At 42.1% G+C, this 14,701-nt stretch carries 17 protein-coding genes; 16 read left to right on the forward strand and 1 reads right to left on the reverse strand.

What is annotated here, in order from left to right:
- Positions 1-13 precede the first annotated feature (13 nt).
- The 12 genes from ACFPU1_RS10025 (at position 14) to ACFPU1_RS10080 (ending at position 11,295) form a co-directional block, all read left to right on the forward strand.
- Positions 14-880, forward strand: coding sequence for a sirohydrochlorin chelatase (locus tag ACFPU1_RS10025; RefSeq protein WP_385940677.1), 867 nt, complete (start codon positions 14-16; stop codon positions 878-880).
- 17 nt (positions 881-897) lie between these two features.
- A complete protein-coding gene (gene cobK / locus ACFPU1_RS10030) occupies positions 898-1,704 on the forward strand; it encodes a precorrin-6A reductase (protein WP_054637241.1) in 807 nt (268 codons plus the stop codon).
- Entirely contained in the window at positions 1,674-2,324 is a 651-nt protein-coding gene (locus ACFPU1_RS10035; RefSeq protein WP_100397922.1) for a precorrin-8X methylmutase, read from the forward strand. Before cobK ends, ACFPU1_RS10035 begins: the two co-directional genes overlap by 31 nt.
- Before the next feature lie 2 nt (positions 2,325-2,326).
- On the forward strand, positions 2,327-3,430 hold the full coding sequence (locus tag ACFPU1_RS10040; protein WP_385940679.1) for a cobalt-precorrin-5B (C(1))-methyltransferase: 1,104 nt from the start codon (positions 2,327-2,329) through the stop codon (positions 3,428-3,430).
- The gene (locus ACFPU1_RS10045) at positions 3,420-3,947 is read left to right on the forward strand and encodes an ECF transporter S component (RefSeq protein ID WP_385940681.1); all 528 of its coding nucleotides are present in this window, start codon (positions 3,420-3,422) and stop codon (positions 3,945-3,947) included. The genes ACFPU1_RS10040 and ACFPU1_RS10045 overlap by 11 nt, the downstream gene beginning before the upstream one ends.
- Before the next feature lies 1 nt (position 3,948).
- On the forward strand, positions 3,949-5,157 hold the full coding sequence (gene cbiE / locus ACFPU1_RS10050; protein WP_385940683.1) for a precorrin-6y C5,15-methyltransferase (decarboxylating) subunit CbiE: 1,209 nt from the start codon (positions 3,949-3,951) through the stop codon (positions 5,155-5,157).
- Positions 5,154-5,879, forward strand: coding sequence for a precorrin-2 C(20)-methyltransferase (cobI, locus tag ACFPU1_RS10055; protein ID WP_385940685.1), 726 nt, complete (start codon positions 5,154-5,156; stop codon positions 5,877-5,879). Before cbiE ends, cobI begins: the two co-directional genes overlap by 4 nt.
- Complete coding sequence (gene cobM / locus ACFPU1_RS10060) at positions 5,876-6,664, forward strand: precorrin-4 C(11)-methyltransferase (RefSeq protein ID WP_385940687.1); 789 nt, start codon at positions 5,876-5,878, stop codon at positions 6,662-6,664. The genes cobI and cobM overlap by 4 nt, the downstream gene beginning before the upstream one ends.
- On the forward strand, positions 6,657-7,766 hold the full coding sequence (locus ACFPU1_RS10065) for a cobalt-precorrin 5A hydrolase (protein WP_385940689.1): 1,110 nt from the start codon (positions 6,657-6,659) through the stop codon (positions 7,764-7,766). Before cobM ends, ACFPU1_RS10065 begins: the two co-directional genes overlap by 8 nt.
- Before the next feature lie 2 nt (positions 7,767-7,768).
- Positions 7,769-9,151, forward strand: coding sequence for a cobyrinate a,c-diamide synthase (locus ACFPU1_RS10070; protein ID WP_385940691.1), 1,383 nt, complete (start codon positions 7,769-7,771; stop codon positions 9,149-9,151).
- Between the two features lie 111 nt (positions 9,152-9,262).
- Entirely contained in the window at positions 9,263-10,783 is a 1,521-nt protein-coding gene (locus tag ACFPU1_RS10075; RefSeq protein WP_385940693.1) for a cobyric acid synthase, read from the forward strand.
- On the forward strand, positions 10,780-11,295 hold the full coding sequence (locus ACFPU1_RS10080) for a cob(I)yrinic acid a,c-diamide adenosyltransferase (RefSeq protein WP_385940695.1): 516 nt from the start codon (positions 10,780-10,782) through the stop codon (positions 11,293-11,295). The genes ACFPU1_RS10075 and ACFPU1_RS10080 overlap by 4 nt, the downstream gene beginning before the upstream one ends.
- A 149-nt stretch (positions 11,296-11,444) precedes the next feature.
- On the opposite strand, the gene ACFPU1_RS10085 is transcribed toward ACFPU1_RS10080, so the two are convergent.
- Positions 11,445-12,242 (reverse strand): YihY/virulence factor BrkB family protein, encoded by a 798-nt coding sequence (locus ACFPU1_RS10085; protein WP_385940697.1) that lies wholly within the window; start codon positions 12,240-12,242, stop codon positions 11,445-11,447.
- A gap of 180 nt (positions 12,243-12,422) precedes the next feature.
- On the opposite strand from ACFPU1_RS10085, the gene ACFPU1_RS10090 reads away from it, so the two are divergent.
- The 4 genes from ACFPU1_RS10090 to ACFPU1_RS10105 all read left to right on the forward strand — a co-directional run bounded on the left by ACFPU1_RS10090 (position 12,423) and on the right by ACFPU1_RS10105 (position 14,613).
- Positions 12,423-13,355, forward strand: a complete 933-nt coding sequence (locus ACFPU1_RS10090; protein ID WP_385940699.1) for a ketopantoate reductase family protein — start codon at positions 12,423-12,425, stop codon at positions 13,353-13,355.
- 230 nt (positions 13,356-13,585) lie between these two features.
- Positions 13,586-14,209, forward strand: a complete 624-nt coding sequence (locus ACFPU1_RS10095; RefSeq protein ID WP_385940701.1) for a sigma-70 family RNA polymerase sigma factor — start codon at positions 13,586-13,588, stop codon at positions 14,207-14,209.
- Positions 14,210-14,234: 25 nt separating this feature from the next.
- Complete coding sequence (locus ACFPU1_RS10100) at positions 14,235-14,387, forward strand: YvrJ family protein (RefSeq protein ID WP_083465543.1); 153 nt, start codon at positions 14,235-14,237, stop codon at positions 14,385-14,387.
- Positions 14,380-14,613 (forward strand): helix-turn-helix domain-containing protein, encoded by a 234-nt coding sequence (locus ACFPU1_RS10105; RefSeq protein ID WP_385940703.1) that lies wholly within the window; start codon positions 14,380-14,382, stop codon positions 14,611-14,613. The genes ACFPU1_RS10100 and ACFPU1_RS10105 overlap by 8 nt, the downstream gene beginning before the upstream one ends.
- Positions 14,614-14,701: the final 88 nt, after the last annotated feature.

The following is a 14,701-nucleotide window of genomic DNA, read 5'->3' on the forward strand; positions in this document are numbered from 1 at the left end:
GGAGGGAGAAAATATGAAAGCTGTGCTGTTTATCGGACACGGAAGCAAGAAGAAAGAGGGCAATGAAGGGATCATCCAGTTTGTAGATAATCTTAAACAAAAGGTGCCTGCTCCGATTGTGGAGACTTGTTTTTTGGAATTTGCTTCTCCGGGGCTTGCTTCGGGCATTGAGACATGTGTAAAAAGAGGGGCGACTGAGGTTGCGCTAGTACCTATTATGTTTTTTCCAGCGGGACATTCTAAGATTCATATTCCCCAAGCGATTGATAAAGCAAGAAAGCTTTATCCTTTAATCCGGTTTCATTACGGGCGGCCGATTGGGATTCACGAAGAAATGTTTCAGCTGTTAAAAGAAAAGCTTGACGCTGGAGTGGAAAAAGAAACGTTGTATAACAAAGATACCTCTATCTTATTGGTTGGGAGAGGAAGCAGTGATGTAGATGCAAATAGTGAACTGTTCAAGCTTTCTAGAATTCTCTCAGAAAAGCTGGAGATGGCAGCGGTAGAAGTATCCTTTATTGGAGTGACAACCCCCACAGTAGAGGAAGGCGTGGAGAGATGCATTCGTCTGGGAGCAAGTAATATTTTGATGGTTCCTTACTTTTTCTTTGCTGGTATCTTAATGGACCGAATGGATGCCAAACTGAAAGCCTTTAAAGAAAAATATACAGAGCAGGAGTTTTATATGACAGACCCAATTGGCCTCCACAAGCGCTTGGAGAAGGTATTACTCGACCGGGCTGAAGAAGCTGTTGGTGGTAACGCGAAATTAAACTGTGACATGTGTCAATATCGTTTATTCGCTTTAGAGCATATGGATATCCACCATGATCACGACCACAGTCATCACCATGACCATGATCATGAACACTCCCACTAAACAAAGGAGGCCCGCTCATGATATTTTTCTTAGCCGGAACAAGTGATGCCAGAGAACTGGCAGTGAAAGTGAAAAAGGACGGTTATAAGGTTCTTGCCTCAGTGGTTACAGAAGAAGCAGCAAAGGAATTGGAAAAAGAAGATATTCAAGTACGTACAGGAAGACTTGACGTAGAAAACATGGAAAAAGTTTTTTATGAAGAAGAAATTTCTTTAATTGTCGATGCCTCTCACCCTTTTGCTGAAGAAGCTTCCAAGAATGCGATAGAAGCTGCACAAAACAGCGGACTTCATTACATACGATATGAGCGTGCTTCTATCAATACTTACGATAAATTAGTAGTTAAAGTTGAAAGTTACCAAGAAGCTGCAGAATTTGCAGCAAAGCGTGGAGGCAATATCATGCTGACGACGGGCAGCAAGACCCTGGATATATTCGCCAAACGATTGATAGGTTTGGACGGGGTAAGACTTGTGTGCAGAATGCTGCCAAGAATAGAAAACATGGAAAAATGCAAGGAGCTTGGGGTAGAACAAAAGAACATTATCGCTTTGCAGGGTCCTTTCACTAAAGACTTAAATAAAGCACTTTATGAGCAGTTTGGCATTACAACAATGATTACGAAAGAAAGCGGAAAAAGAGGTTCATTCGATGAAAAAGTGACCTCCGCCCTTGAACTTGGAATTGAAGTTATTTTAATAGAAAGACCTGATATTTACTATGGCGACAAAGGGAGCACAACTGAAGAAATTTTAAATAAAATTGAATCTTCCTATGAAAGGGGAACAGAAAAATGGACTTCTCCACAGATTTTAAACCGTTAACGGTTCAGCCTAAAGAAATAGAAGGAAAAAGCTTTGAAATGATTACCGAGGAGATAGGAGAGCATTCTTTTACGGAAGAGCAGTATCCTGTTGTCCAGCGGATTATACACGCTTCAGCTGACTTTGAGCTGGGAAGAAGCGTTCGTTTTCATCCGGATGCAGTGAGGTCAGGAGTTCATGCTATCCGTCAGGGTAAAAAAGTTGTTGCTGATGTGCAGATGGTACAGGTTGGAATAAGCAAACCAAGGTTAGAGCAGTTTGGCGGTGGAGTTGATGTCTATATTTCAGATCCGGATGTTATCGAAGAAGCAAAACAGTTAAATACAACCAGAGCCATTATTTCTATGAGAAAAGCGATAAAAGAAGCAGATGGAGGGATTTTTGCGATCGGAAACGCTCCGACTGCCCTTCTTGAACTTATTCGATTAGTTAAGAACGGGGAAGCAAGGCCAGGGTTGGTTGTAGGAATGCCAGTGGGCTTTGTGTCTGCAAAAGAATCAAAGGAAGAGCTGGCCAAATTGGATATTCCCTTTATTACAAACTTAGGGAGAAAAGGAGGAAGCCCGGTTACAGTTGCAGCAGTGAATGCTTTATCGCTCATTGCTGAACAGCAGGGATAACAATGAAATCAACAAAGCCTAAAAAAGATCCTAAAGATATGCGGCATGGATATACTACAGGTGCTAATGCCACAGCGGCCACCAAGGCGGCGTTGCTCAGTTTAGCAGGACAAACTGAAGTAAAAGAGGTGGAAATTACGCTGCCGATCGGTGAACGAGTTACTTTTCACATGGAAAGTGTCTCGTTTTCTCCTACCGAGGCGCAGGCTGTAGTGATCAAAGATGCAGGAGATGACCCGGATGTAACGCACAAAGCTGAAATTGTCTCCACTGTAAAATGGGCTGATGAAATTGTTATTGAGGGAGGAAAAGGTGTCGGTCGTGTAACAAAAACTGGTTTGCCTGTAGAAGTGGGAAGACCTGCAATAAATCCGGTACCTATGAAAATGCTGACTGAAATTACCAAAGAGGTGCTTGGAGAAACTACCCATAAAGGGGCTGAAGTGACTATTTCCGTCCCCGAGGGTGAAACGATTGCTGAGAAAACGATGAACAGCCGTATTGGAATTATAGGCGGCATTTCAATCCTTGGAACACGAGGGACGGTCGTTCCATTTTCTACTGCTGCTTTTCGGGCAAGTATTGCTCAGGCTGTGAGCGTTGCAAAAGAAGGGGGATGCGAGCATGCGGTGCTTTCAACAGGAGGGCGGAGCGAGAAATACGCGTTAGAAATTTTTTCAGAGAGACCGGAAGAGTCGTTTATAGAAATGGGTGACTTTGTCGGGTTCTCTTTAAAACAATGTAAAGCCAAGAAGATGAAAAGAGCAACATTAGTCGGTATGATCGGGAAGTTTTCCAAGGTAGCGCAAGGAATAATGATGGTTCATTCTAAAAGCGCCCCAGTGGATTTTGGTTATCTTGCTGAAATGGCAGGAAAGGCAGGGGCAGATGAAGATTTGAAGAATTCCGTCTTACAAGCCAACACGGCGTCAGAGGTGGCCAAAATGATGCAGGAAAGAGAATTAACGACATTTTTTTCTTACTTGTGCAAAGATGCTGCCAAAGCCGGGTTTAAACATGTGAGAGGGAATATGGAAGTGGAAGTCATTTTAATTACGATGAAAAACGAATTGTTAGGAAGGGAAGTTTACGCAGGTGAGCCATAAAGTTATAAAACAGTCAGAGTTAAAGAAAAGCACGGTGGTTTGGACTTTGATCGCAATGTTTGTGGCGTTATCAGTCCTTGGAGCCGCAGTCAAGGTCCCTTTTATCCTCACCAGTGTATCACTGGATAGTACAGCAGCTTTGATTGCCGGGGGAATAATGGGTCCTGGCATTGGGGCGGCAGTAGGATTATTTGGCCATCTTGCTTCAAGTTTTTTTGGCGGATTGCCTCTAGGACCTTTTCATATAGTAATAGCTGCCGAAATGGCGGTGCTGGTGTATATATTTTCTTCCCTCTATAAAAAAGGCTGGCATAAGATCAGCGTTGTTTTTTTTATCCTTGGCAACGCAATCCTCGCGCCTCTTCCCTTCTGGTTTTTGATTAGCCCGGCCTTTTATGCCGGCATGGTTCCTGCTTTACTCATTGCCTCTTCTATCAACGCCCTATTATCCTTTTTTGCTTTAACAAGGCTGAAGAAGGCTGGTATTGAGGAAAAAATATGGAAAGAGAGGATATAGGATGACTGTAAAAGTGATTGGAATAGGAGATGAAGGGAGGGAAGGGCTGCTGCCTGTCTATCAAGACTGGGTTCTTTCCTGCGACATTCTTGTGGGAGGAAAAAGACAGCTAGCAAACTTTCCGGAACACAAAGGGGAAAAACTGATTTTAGAAGGCGGCCTTAAGTCTGTCATAGAAACACTGAAAGAGAAGGAAGGATCAACGGTGGTTCTTGCTTCGGGGGATCCTATGTTTTTTGGGGTTGGAGGGTACCTCGCAAAAAAACTGAGTGATGTTGAAATTTATCCTTCTTTAAGTTCTATACAGCTTGCTTTTGCCCGAATGAAAGAAAGCTGGCAGGACTGCGAAGTAATTAGTGTTCATGGGCGTACGATGAAAGGGCTCGCCCAAAAGATTAATGGTAAAAAGAAAATTTTGCTTTTGACTGATAAAGAGAATACTCCTTCAAGAATTGCAGACTATCTGCTGGATTATCAGATGACCGAGTATAAGGCATTTGTAGGTGAAAATTTAGGAGGAATGGAAGAGAAAACTGAATGGTTTTCCTTAGAAAAGCTCTCTTCTTATAAGGCCTCTTCCCTTAACGTGGTTGTATTAAAACAAACCCATTCATCACCAGCCTGGACTTTAGGCATACCTGATGACGAGTTTTCTCAAAGAAAGCCTGATAAAGGGCTGATCACAAAAAAAGAAGTGAGAATCCTAAGCATTGCTGCTTTGGAACTTCATGAACACAGTATTGTGTGGGATATTGGCACATGTACGGCTTCTGTAGCGATAGAATCGGCCAGGATTGCAAAATATGGAATGGTTTATGGAATCGAGAAAAATGAAGCTGATCTCAATAATGCCTGGGAGAACACAAAGAAATTCAGGACAGATATACATTTACAACACGGAAAAGCTCCGGAAGGGATAGATGAATGGCCAGATCCCGATGCCATTTTTATCGGAGGATCAGGAGGGGACATGGAAGCTCTTCTAGGTGTGTGCTGCCAACGCTTGAAGGCAGGCGGAACCATCGTTTTGAATGCAGTGACTATCGAGAATCTTGGAAATGCAACTTCTATTTTTAATAAAAATGGTTTCACCACAGATATTACGCTGGCTCAGATCTCCCGCAGTAAACCTATTTTACATATGACCCGGTTTGACAGCCTGAATCCCATTTACATCATTACAGCCAAATACAAGGAGGGACAAGAATGAATAGATTAGGAAGCGTTATTGGAGTTGGAGTCGGTCCTGGAGATCCGGAACTGTTAACTATAAAAGCCTACCGGGCATTGAAAGAAGCAGACGTCATTGCCTACCCTAAAAAACGCCAGGGGGCTAAAAGCTATGCTCACCAAATTGTTGAACCTTTTCTTCCGGAAGAGACCAGGAAACTGGGACTCGTTTTTCCAATGACAAAGGATCAAAGTATTTTAGAAAGGGAATGGAAAAAAATCACTGATACCATCTATAGTGAAGTAGAAGCAGGGCATAAGGTAGCGTTCGTGACAGAGGGAGATCCGATGCTCTACAGTACTTTTATTCATCTCTTAAACACAATGAGGGCAGAGTACCCACAAGTAACAATCACCTCCATTCCTGGTATTTCTTCTATTCATGCCATGGCTTCACAAGTAATGGTTCCTCTTGCGGATGGAGATGAATGGACGGCTGTCATTCCAGCCAATGATAACCGGGAAAAAATGAAAGAAGCTTTACGGAAGCATGATGGGATGGTCTTCATAAAAGTGGCAAAGGTTCTTCCTATGATGATTGAAATTCTTGAAGAAATGAATTTAATTGACCAGGCTTTTGTGGCTACAAAGGTCACTTCCTCAGAAGAGTATATATGGAAGGATATCCGCGAACTGCGCACGGCAGAATTGGAGTATTTAACACTAATGATGGTCAGAAAAGAGAAGGTGGTGGCAGGATGAATCCTAAAGTATATATTATAGGCGCCGGGCCAGGGGATCCTGACTTAATTACAGTAAAAGGAAAACAAATTATTGACTCTGCAGACCTCATCTTATATGCAGATTCCCTTGTGAACAAAAAGCTTTTTGAAGAGGTAAAAGAGGGTTCACGAGTACTAAAAAGTGCCGGAATGGACTTAGATGAAATGGTTGAGGTAATGGTCAATGCTGTTCGAAATGGAGAGAGTGTGGCCAGGGTTCACACAGGGGATCCCACCGTTTACGGGGCGATCGTAGAACAAATGAACCGCCTGTCAGAAAAAGGAATCGATACGGTGATCGTGCCGGGGGTTAGCTCTGTATTTGCAGCTGCAGCAAGCGCAAACATAGAACTGACTGTCCCGGAGCTTACTCAAACGGTTATTTTGACCAGAGCCGAAGGCCGGACTCCTATGCCTGACAAGGAAAAACTTATCGACCTTGCATCTCACCAATGCAGTATTGCTTTATTTCTTAGTGCCACCCTTATTAAAAAAGTCGTCAGAGAATTTATTGAGGCAGGCTGGAGGGAAGAAGATTCGGTTGTGGTAGTCTACAAAGCAACCTGGCCTGATGAAAAGATAGTAAGAACTACACTTGGCAGCCTTCATGAAGACATGAGAAGTGCAGGAATAACAAAGCAGGCTATGGTAATTGTCAGCAGAGCTGCTGACAGGAAGTTAGTCAGAGAAGGAAAGTTTGAGTCAAAGTTATATGATAAAACATTTACTCATGGCTATCGTAAGGGAGTGAAGGCTGATGGATAAGGTAGCATTAGTGGCCATCACCAAGCACGGAATTGAGCATGTGAGACAGCTGAAAAAAAGAATGGCAAATGCAGATGTTTATTACATGAAGAAACATGCCAAAGGGGACGAAGAAGAGCTTGGAATTACTTTATTTGAGGGTTCTGTGCGGCTGCAAATGGAGCATTTTTTTAAAGAGTACGACGGGATTGTGTTTGTGATTTCGCTAGGGGCTGTTGTACGAATGATCGCCCCGCACGTAAAAGATAAAAAAGTGGACCCTGCTGTAGTGGTTATTGATGACAAAGGCGAGTATGTGATCAGCGTTTTATCGGGCCACATCGGAGGGGCAAATGAACTGACAAAAGTGGTGGCAAGAGAATTACAAGCACAGTCGGTTATTACAACAGCCTCGGATGTTCAGCAAACAATACCAGTAGATATATTTGGCCGGGAATATGGGTGGACAATAGAGGATTTTACTCATGTCACCCCTGTCAGTGCTTCGGTAGTAAATGAAGAGCCTATTGTAATCGTTCAGGAATCAGGGGAAAAGGGTTGGTGGAAGCATAACAGAGAATTGCCTTCTCATATGAAGGTTGTTCATTCATGTGAAGAGGCGCTGGGGGAAACCTTTCATGCAGCTTTACTTATCACCCACCGAGTACTGGGTGCAGACCGTTATAAGGACTTGTTATCTGCAAGTGTTATTTACCGGCCAAAGACAATTCATCTGGGTGTGGGCTGTAACCGTGGGACAAGTGCAGAAGAAATACAGCAAGTCATAGATGAAACATTACAGGAGCTTGAACTTTCTTCTCTTTCTGTTAATGGAATCGCCACAATTGATTTAAAGAAAGATGAGGAAGGCCTTCAAAAGGTATGTAAAGATAATAATTGGTCGTTTACGTATTATTCACCAGAGCAATTGAACAAACAGCCAATGAAGAATCCTTCAGAGACTGTATATAAATATACAGGGGCCTACGGGGTAAGCGAACCAGCGGCACTGCTGTCAGCCGGTACGGATGAATTGTTTTTAGAGAAAAAAAAGTCAGGAAATGTTACAGTTTCCATTGGAATCTCACAGCATCATGCGAAAGAATTACAAAGGAAGGTGTAAAGATGCAGCCTAGACTCGTCGTTGCAGGGACAGGGAGCGGTGTAGGGAAAACTACATTCTCAATTGGTTTAATGGGAGCTTTAAAGCAAAGAGGATATAACGTGCAAGGGTTTAAGTGTGGGCCTGATTATATTGATCCAAGCTATCATACTGCTATCACAGGCAGGAATTCCAGAAACCTGGACAGCTGGATGCTGGATAAGGAGAAAATGCTCGATGTGTTTGTGAAAGGCAGCCAAGGGGCCGATATTTCAATCATCGAAGGTGTAATGGGACTTTATGATGGAAAAAGACCGGACGAGAACACGGGCAGCACAGCGGAAATCAGCATGCTGTTAAAAGCGCCGGTCATCCTGATGGTAAATATAAGCAGTATGGCCAGGAGCGCTGCTGCAATAGTCAAAGGGTTTCAGAATCTTGAGCCGCAAGTGTATATTGCAGGGGTTGTAGTGAACCAGGCAGGCAGTGAAGGCCATTACAAGCTATGTAAAACTGCTATTGAAAAAGAGTGCGGAATTCCGGTGTTGGGTTACTTAAAAAAAGGTGATGTTCCGTCAATTCCTGAACGGCATCTGGGTTTGATCCCCGCCATAGAGAGAGGAGAGCTTGATGGGTTCTTCGAGGAATTAAGCCAAGTGATATCGGCACAGGTCGATATTGAGAGGCTTATGGAGCTTGCTCGTAAGTGCGAGAATGTTCATCCTTCTAATTTGTTGTTTTCTTCTAAAGGTAAGAGCAAAAATACGAGAATTGCCGTGGCAGTCGATGCTGCGTTTAATTTTTATTATCCGGAAAATATTGAGCTTCTTGAGGAAGAAGGAGCAGAAATAGTACCATTTAGCCCGCTGCAAGGAGAGAGTATACCAGAGAAGATTGACGGTCTGTATATCGGCGGAGGGTTCCCTGAAGAATTTGCAGCAGAGCTGGCGGAGCAAAAAAAGACCAAGGAACAAATAAAAGAATTGGGTGAAAAGGGTCTTCCTATTTTTGCAGAATGCGGTGGATATATGTATTTAGCAGATACAATCACTACTACTGATGGGAAGGTTCATTCTATGGTGGGTTTAATACCGGCCGACGTAGAAATGCAAGAGAAAAGAGCTGCTCTTGGATACCGGGATATTACAGCAGCGAAAGACACGATGATTCTTAAAGCAGGGGAAACAGCAAGGGGCCACGAATTTCATTATTCTACTTTAAATCCTAAGGGGGACTATCCTCACGCATATAGAGCAGTGGCATTTCGAAAAGAGCAGAATGAGGGATACCATCGTTCGAATATTACAGCAGGATATACCCATATACATTTTGGTTCGAATCCTGCCATAGCAAGCCGTTTTGTATCAGTATGTCAAGCATGGAAAAGCACATTAAACAGTTTGTAGACATTTGAATGGTTGTCTTCTGCTGTAGAGAAGACCTCAGTAATACAGCTGCTTGTGTGTGCTTATTACAGATGAATAGTATAAGGCTTAACGCTTAAAAGGAGAAATGCTATGAAAGGAATTATTGTATGGGGAACCACCTCAGATGCTGGTAAAAGTTTTATCGTAACTGGCTTATGCCGAGCACTCTCTAACAGAGGTTATAAAGTGGCTCCTTTCAAAGCTCAGAACATGTCCAATAACTCTTATGTTACGTTATCGGGCCACGAAATTGGAAGGTCACAAGGGATGCAGGCTGAGGCGTGCCGAGTGGAACCAACCGTGCATATGAACCCGGTATTATTGAAGCCGAGAAGTGACCGCCGGGCTGAAGTTTTGATTCAGGGCAAATCCATGGGGAATCCTTCTGCCAAGTCTTATAGAAGAGATTTTTTTTCCGTAGCTGAGGGGGCGATGGCAGAATCCTTAGATGAGTTAAAAAACGAATATGAATATATCATTATGGAAGGAGCGGGAAGCCCGGCTGAGGTTAATTTAATGGACAAAGACCTTGCGAATTTAAAGGCAGCAGAGCTTGCTGACGTGCCAGCCATACTAGTTGGGGATATAGAGAGAGGTGGAGTATTTGCAAGTCTTGTTGGAACAATGGAACTTCTTCCGCCTGAACACCAACAAAGGGTAGAGTGTCTTATTGTTAACCGTTTTAGAGGGGATCCTGAACTTTTTATTGATGGAAAAAAATGGCTTGAGGAGAAAACGGGATCTGCTGTTCATGTCTTTCCTAAGTTAGAAATTTCCATGGAAAAAGAGGATTCATTGTCCTTGCCTGAAATAGAAAAAAGAGGCTATAAGCCTGGTGCTCAGTTAGATATAGGAGTGGTTCATTTTCCTTACTTATCGAATTATACAGACGTTGAGCCCCTATTGGCAGAAAAGGATCTTTCTTTGCGAATCATAAGAAAGCCTGAAGATTGGGGAGATCCTGATGTGGTGCTTCTGCCAGGCACAAAAAGTACGTTTGCTGATCTTCATGCGATTACTCAAACTGGAGTCGGAGATCTGATTAAAGGGCATGTTGAACAAGGCGGGATCTTATTTGGTATCTGTGGAGGTTACCAAATAATGGGTGAGAAACTGATAGACAAAGAGGGGACAGAAACAGGAGTAATAGGGAAAGAAGAGCCTGGTTTATCTTTTTTGCCATTTGTTACTTCATTTATCAGCACAAAAACAACGAGGAGAAAGCCAGGCTTGTTCACGCATGCTTCTGGGCAATCCTTTCCGTTAGACGGGTTTGAAATCCATTTAGGAAGTACCCTAGTGGATCGTGGTAACGAACCACCGTTCATGGTAGAAGCAAATGGAAATCACGACGGTGTTTACGCCAAAGACGGTCAAATAATCGGTACTTACCTTCATCATGTCTTCCATAACGATGACTGGCGTACCTGGTGGCTAAACCAGCTTCGTATCAAAAAAGGCATTCCTGTTCAAGAAAAGGTTTCTTACACCAAAATCAGAGAGGATCAATATGAAGTTGCTGCAGAAGCAATCGAGCAGTATCTAGACCTTGATAAATTGATTAATGTTATGAAAAAAAATGAGAATGCCAGTAAAGGAGGGGCGATATGAGACTGTATACCCGTACTGGAGATGAAGGGATGACACGAGTAAAAGGTGGTAAGAGAGCCAAGGATTCGGTGCGCGTGGAAGCTTACGGGAGCTGTGACGAACTCAATTGCTTTGTAGGCCGTGCTGTTTCTCTATTGACACAGACCGAGCACTTGGATATAAGGGACGATTTGACTGCCATTCAGCATGAAATATTTGATTGTGCAAGTGACTTATCTAATATTAGGGAATCAGCTGTATTCAAGGTAAAAAAGGATAGGATTGATAAGCTGGAAACATTAATTGATACGTATCAAAAGGAAGTCAGACAAATGAATGGTTCTGTCACTTTTTCTGCTCCGGCCCAGGAGCTGGTTCTATGCGCCAGCATTGCCAAGAGGATTGAACGAAAAATTACAACCCTACATAAGGAAGAACAAATTAATGAGATAGTGCTTGCCTATATGAACAGGCTCTCTGATTTTTTGAATATATCAGCCAAAGTGGTGAGCGTGCGTGGAAATGCCGGCTAAAAAGACAGGTGCCATTTAACCTGTCTTTTTTATGCCCTCATTGTTGTAAATGGGGAGGTTTTGTACGCTTATAGCAGCTGGTCAGCTGCCCGGTCATTCTTTACTGCGGAAACAGGCAGCAGTGAAAACGAAGCTGTCCGAGCCAAAGCTTAAGTGAAATCTTCTTTTCTTGCAGCATTTATTTCTCCGCCAAACAAAATGATCACCGAGGAAAGGTGAAACCAGACCATAAGGGCGATAACAGCTCCAATACTTCCATAGGTGGCGGTATAATTAGCAAAGTTATTGAGGTAATAGGAAAACCCCAAAGAGGTTAACTGCCACCCTACTGTAGCAAATATGGCTCCTGTATACACTTCTTTTATATTTAGCCTGGTGTTTGGACCAACCAGATATAAAATGGAGAAGACAATGAACAAAATGACTGAACTTACCAGCCATCGGAGAACATCGTAGTCCAAAATGACCGGCTCTATTTCGATGTATTCGAGGAGGTTGCTCCCGATTACTTGAACTACCAGGGCGGTTAGAACAACCAAAAACATGCTTATGGTTAAAGAAATGGAAACGATACGGGCTTTGACCATTCCTCTTCTTTCTGTGACATGATAAGCAAGGTTTAACGTTCGCAAAATTGAATTCAAAGCAAGAGAAGCTGTCCATATGGTAAAAATAATACTAAAAGATAATAGCCCTGTGTTTTGGTGGGCAGTTAATACTTCCCATTGATTCTCCACAATACCTAGCACTTCAGGAGGTACATAATCTTCCTCCAGAAGATTGTAGACGTCTTGAAATGTAAATGGGAGGTAAGTAAGAAGGGTAACAATGAAAATCAGGAAAGGAAACAAAGATAAGAGCAGGAAATAAGCGCACTGGGCACCTAAACTTATTAAATCATGGTCAGCAAATCGTTTCATTAAAGAGCGCGCGTATTTAAGATACATTTAGCAAGTCCCCCCAGTGAGCCCAGAATGTTTCTTTCTAGTGTTATAGCCTAATTATCTCTTTATCAATCATGGACAGTATTTATATTTCATTAGACTGTACAGGTAGGTGCTGGATATAATATTGTTATTTTATAAACGAATCGTATAGAAGGAATTATACATAATGGAGGGATAAGAATGAACTATGCCGTCATTGGTGCAGGAGCAGTAGGAAGCTTTATTGGTGGATTACTGCAGCATGCTGGCAGAAGCGTAACCTTTATTGCCCGCGGAAGCCATTTAGAAGCCATGAAAGAAGAAGGGCTAACGGTAGAAAGAGATGAGCAGACCTTTACGGTAGATAGAGAGTTTAGCAGTGATATGCACGACATTTCTTCTGCAGATACCTGGATACTGGGCGTGAAGGGTACAGAGATGGCCAGTATCATTGAAAAGGTGAAGCCATATTTGAATAAGGACACACGGATTATCACTCTTCAAAATGGAGTCAGCAATGAAGAACAGTTGTCTGGGGCCTTCGGGAAAGATAAGATCATTCCAGCCTCGGCCTATTTGTCTGCCAGTATAAGAGAGCCGGGAAAAGTAGCTCAGCATGGGCCTCATAAATTCCATCTTGGTGCTTTGGATCGGGATAACAATCAATTACTTGAAAACATTGTGGATGAATGGAAAGCGGCAGGGATCAGCTGTGTACGGTCAGAAGATATTATGGCTAAGAAATGGGAAAAGAGCTTATGGAATCTTACGTTCAATCCTTTATCCGCTATAACAGGAGCAAAGGTTAGTGACCTATTAGACGACCCTTTATTAAGAAATACTTGTGACAGTGTCTTGAAAGAAGCTGCCTTAATCAGTGAAAAAAAAGGGTATCCTGTCTCGGAAAAATCGGCCGGAAATGTCTTCAAAAGTGCGGAAACAGTAAGAAACCATAAGACTTCCATGCTACAGGACTTTGAAAAAGGAAAGCCAATGGAAGTATATCCGCTCTGTGGTTACTTTGTGGAGAAAAGTAAAGAGCTTGGGATAGAAACACCCGTTTTAACTACTTTATATAATATACTGGAGTTTATAAATAAGGAGAATGTGGAGAAAAATAGAGAAGGGAGATAAAAAGCAGTTTTATCTGACTTTTTACCGTTTTAATAAGAGGTCCTGTTATTTCGATATCTTCGGAATAACAGGGCTTTTTTTGCATCCAGCTTTGTCGGCAAACTATTCCCATGTCTTTAGCCCTTTGAAAAATAAAAAACCTTACAATAAAATAAGAACACACGTTCTCTCAAGAGTTGTAATTTTTATTGGGAAATGACTTTTAAATAGTAAAGAGAGGTGATGAAAAGATGAAAGAAAGATCATGTGCAAGCTGTAATGAAGCAGCATGCGAACAATGGGTGGCCTTTCAATACAAACACCAAAATGCATTTAAAAATCCGGTGTTGAAATCTTTTATAAATGACGTCAAGAGAAGGGAGCTATTGAGGGAAGCAGTCTGTTTTCCGACAAAAGAAAATGAAAGTAAATTAAATAAGGAATTTCAGCTTCATTATGGTGAGCTTCGTTTTACTAAATATTTATCCAAATGCATTTATTGGACAGCTCTGGGTCATGGAAAAAAAGAAAAGCAGCACCGAGAGAGAAACGCATTATACTTGCATCAGAAGGCTGGCCACGAAGAAGACGGTGAGCTTTTGCTTATAGACTTTGTAAAGGATGAAAATGCGGATGTTAACCAGCGTGTATTTGATTATTCAAAGAATCTGGATGACGCAGTATCCTCTACTTCTTTAATAGAAGGACTGTCGAAATTGGAAAAACAAGAGAAACTTGTGCTGAGAGACTATTATGCATACGGATATACCGATAAAGAAATTGCAAAAAGGCTGAGTGTTTCTCAACAGGCAATCTCAAAAAAGAGAAATAGGATATTAAAAAAATTAAAGGTCTCAATTAAAAGGGGGTGTTAGTATTGGGGTGGTTGAGGAGGTTCCTATGCTCATTCATGCACTAGCCAACTTCGGCTTTCCCATCATTGTATCGTTGTTCTTGCTGTTGCGTCTCGAACATCGATTATTAAAATGGGAAGCAGCAATGTATGAATTGAGAGCTGATATTCGAAAGGAAGGAGATAAGAGAAATGACTGAAATCTATCGTCTAGTAGAAAAAGCACAAAAAAGTGACCAGGAAGCTATTCAACAAATTATATATCGCTTTGAGCCAAAAATAAAAAGTTCACTAAAGCTTATCCCCTTTCAACATAGAGAGGATGTAAATCAGGAGATCGTAATGAAAATGATAGAAGTGATTCAAAAAGAAGATATGGAAAAAGTCCCAGGCTTCAAAGAATTCCTTAACACTATTTCACTGTAGTCGGCAAAAAAGAGGGAAAGATCAGCTCTTTTCTTTTCCTCGTACATAAAATAGAGACCTATCTAACAACAAATAGTAGAAAAATGTT

Source organism: Thalassorhabdus alkalitolerans, from assembly GCF_042656525.1.
GTDB classification, from domain to species: domain Bacteria; phylum Bacillota; class Bacilli; order Bacillales; family Marinococcaceae; genus Thalassorhabdus; species Thalassorhabdus alkalitolerans.

Bases quoted from the DNA above. Each gene is read 5' to 3' on its own strand.
- ACFPU1_RS10025 (WP_385940677.1), top strand. From the start codon at position 14: ATGAAAGCTGTGCTGTTTATCGGACACGGAAGCAAGAAGAAAGAGGGC.
- cobK (WP_054637241.1), top strand. From the start codon at position 898: ATGATATTTTTCTTAGCCGGAACAAGTGATGCCAGAGAACTGGCAGTG.
- ACFPU1_RS10035 (WP_100397922.1), top strand. From the start codon at position 1,674: ATGGACTTCTCCACAGATTTTAAACCGTTAACGGTTCAGCCTAAAGAA.
- ACFPU1_RS10040 (WP_385940679.1), top strand. From the start codon at position 2,327: ATGAAATCAACAAAGCCTAAAAAAGATCCTAAAGATATGCGGCATGGA.
- cbiE (WP_385940683.1), top strand. From the start codon at position 3,949: ATGACTGTAAAAGTGATTGGAATAGGAGATGAAGGGAGGGAAGGGCTG.
- cobI (WP_385940685.1), top strand. From the start codon at position 5,154: ATGAATAGATTAGGAAGCGTTATTGGAGTTGGAGTCGGTCCTGGAGAT.
- cobM (WP_385940687.1), top strand. From the start codon at position 5,876: ATGAATCCTAAAGTATATATTATAGGCGCCGGGCCAGGGGATCCTGAC.
- ACFPU1_RS10065 (WP_385940689.1), top strand. From the start codon at position 6,657: ATGGATAAGGTAGCATTAGTGGCCATCACCAAGCACGGAATTGAGCAT.
- ACFPU1_RS10070 (WP_385940691.1), top strand. From the start codon at position 7,769: ATGCAGCCTAGACTCGTCGTTGCAGGGACAGGGAGCGGTGTAGGGAAA.
- ACFPU1_RS10075 (WP_385940693.1), top strand. From the start codon at position 9,263: ATGAAAGGAATTATTGTATGGGGAACCACCTCAGATGCTGGTAAAAGT.
- ACFPU1_RS10080 (WP_385940695.1), top strand. From the start codon at position 10,780: ATGAGACTGTATACCCGTACTGGAGATGAAGGGATGACACGAGTAAAA.
- ACFPU1_RS10085 (WP_385940697.1), bottom strand. From the start codon at position 12,242: ATGTATCTTAAATACGCGCGCTCTTTAATGAAACGATTTGCTGACCAT.
- ACFPU1_RS10090 (WP_385940699.1), top strand. From the start codon at position 12,423: ATGAACTATGCCGTCATTGGTGCAGGAGCAGTAGGAAGCTTTATTGGT.
- ACFPU1_RS10095 (WP_385940701.1), top strand. From the start codon at position 13,586: ATGAAAGAAAGATCATGTGCAAGCTGTAATGAAGCAGCATGCGAACAA.
- ACFPU1_RS10100 (WP_083465543.1), top strand. From the start codon at position 14,235: ATGCTCATTCATGCACTAGCCAACTTCGGCTTTCCCATCATTGTATCG.
- ACFPU1_RS10105 (WP_385940703.1), top strand. From the start codon at position 14,380: ATGACTGAAATCTATCGTCTAGTAGAAAAAGCACAAAAAAGTGACCAG.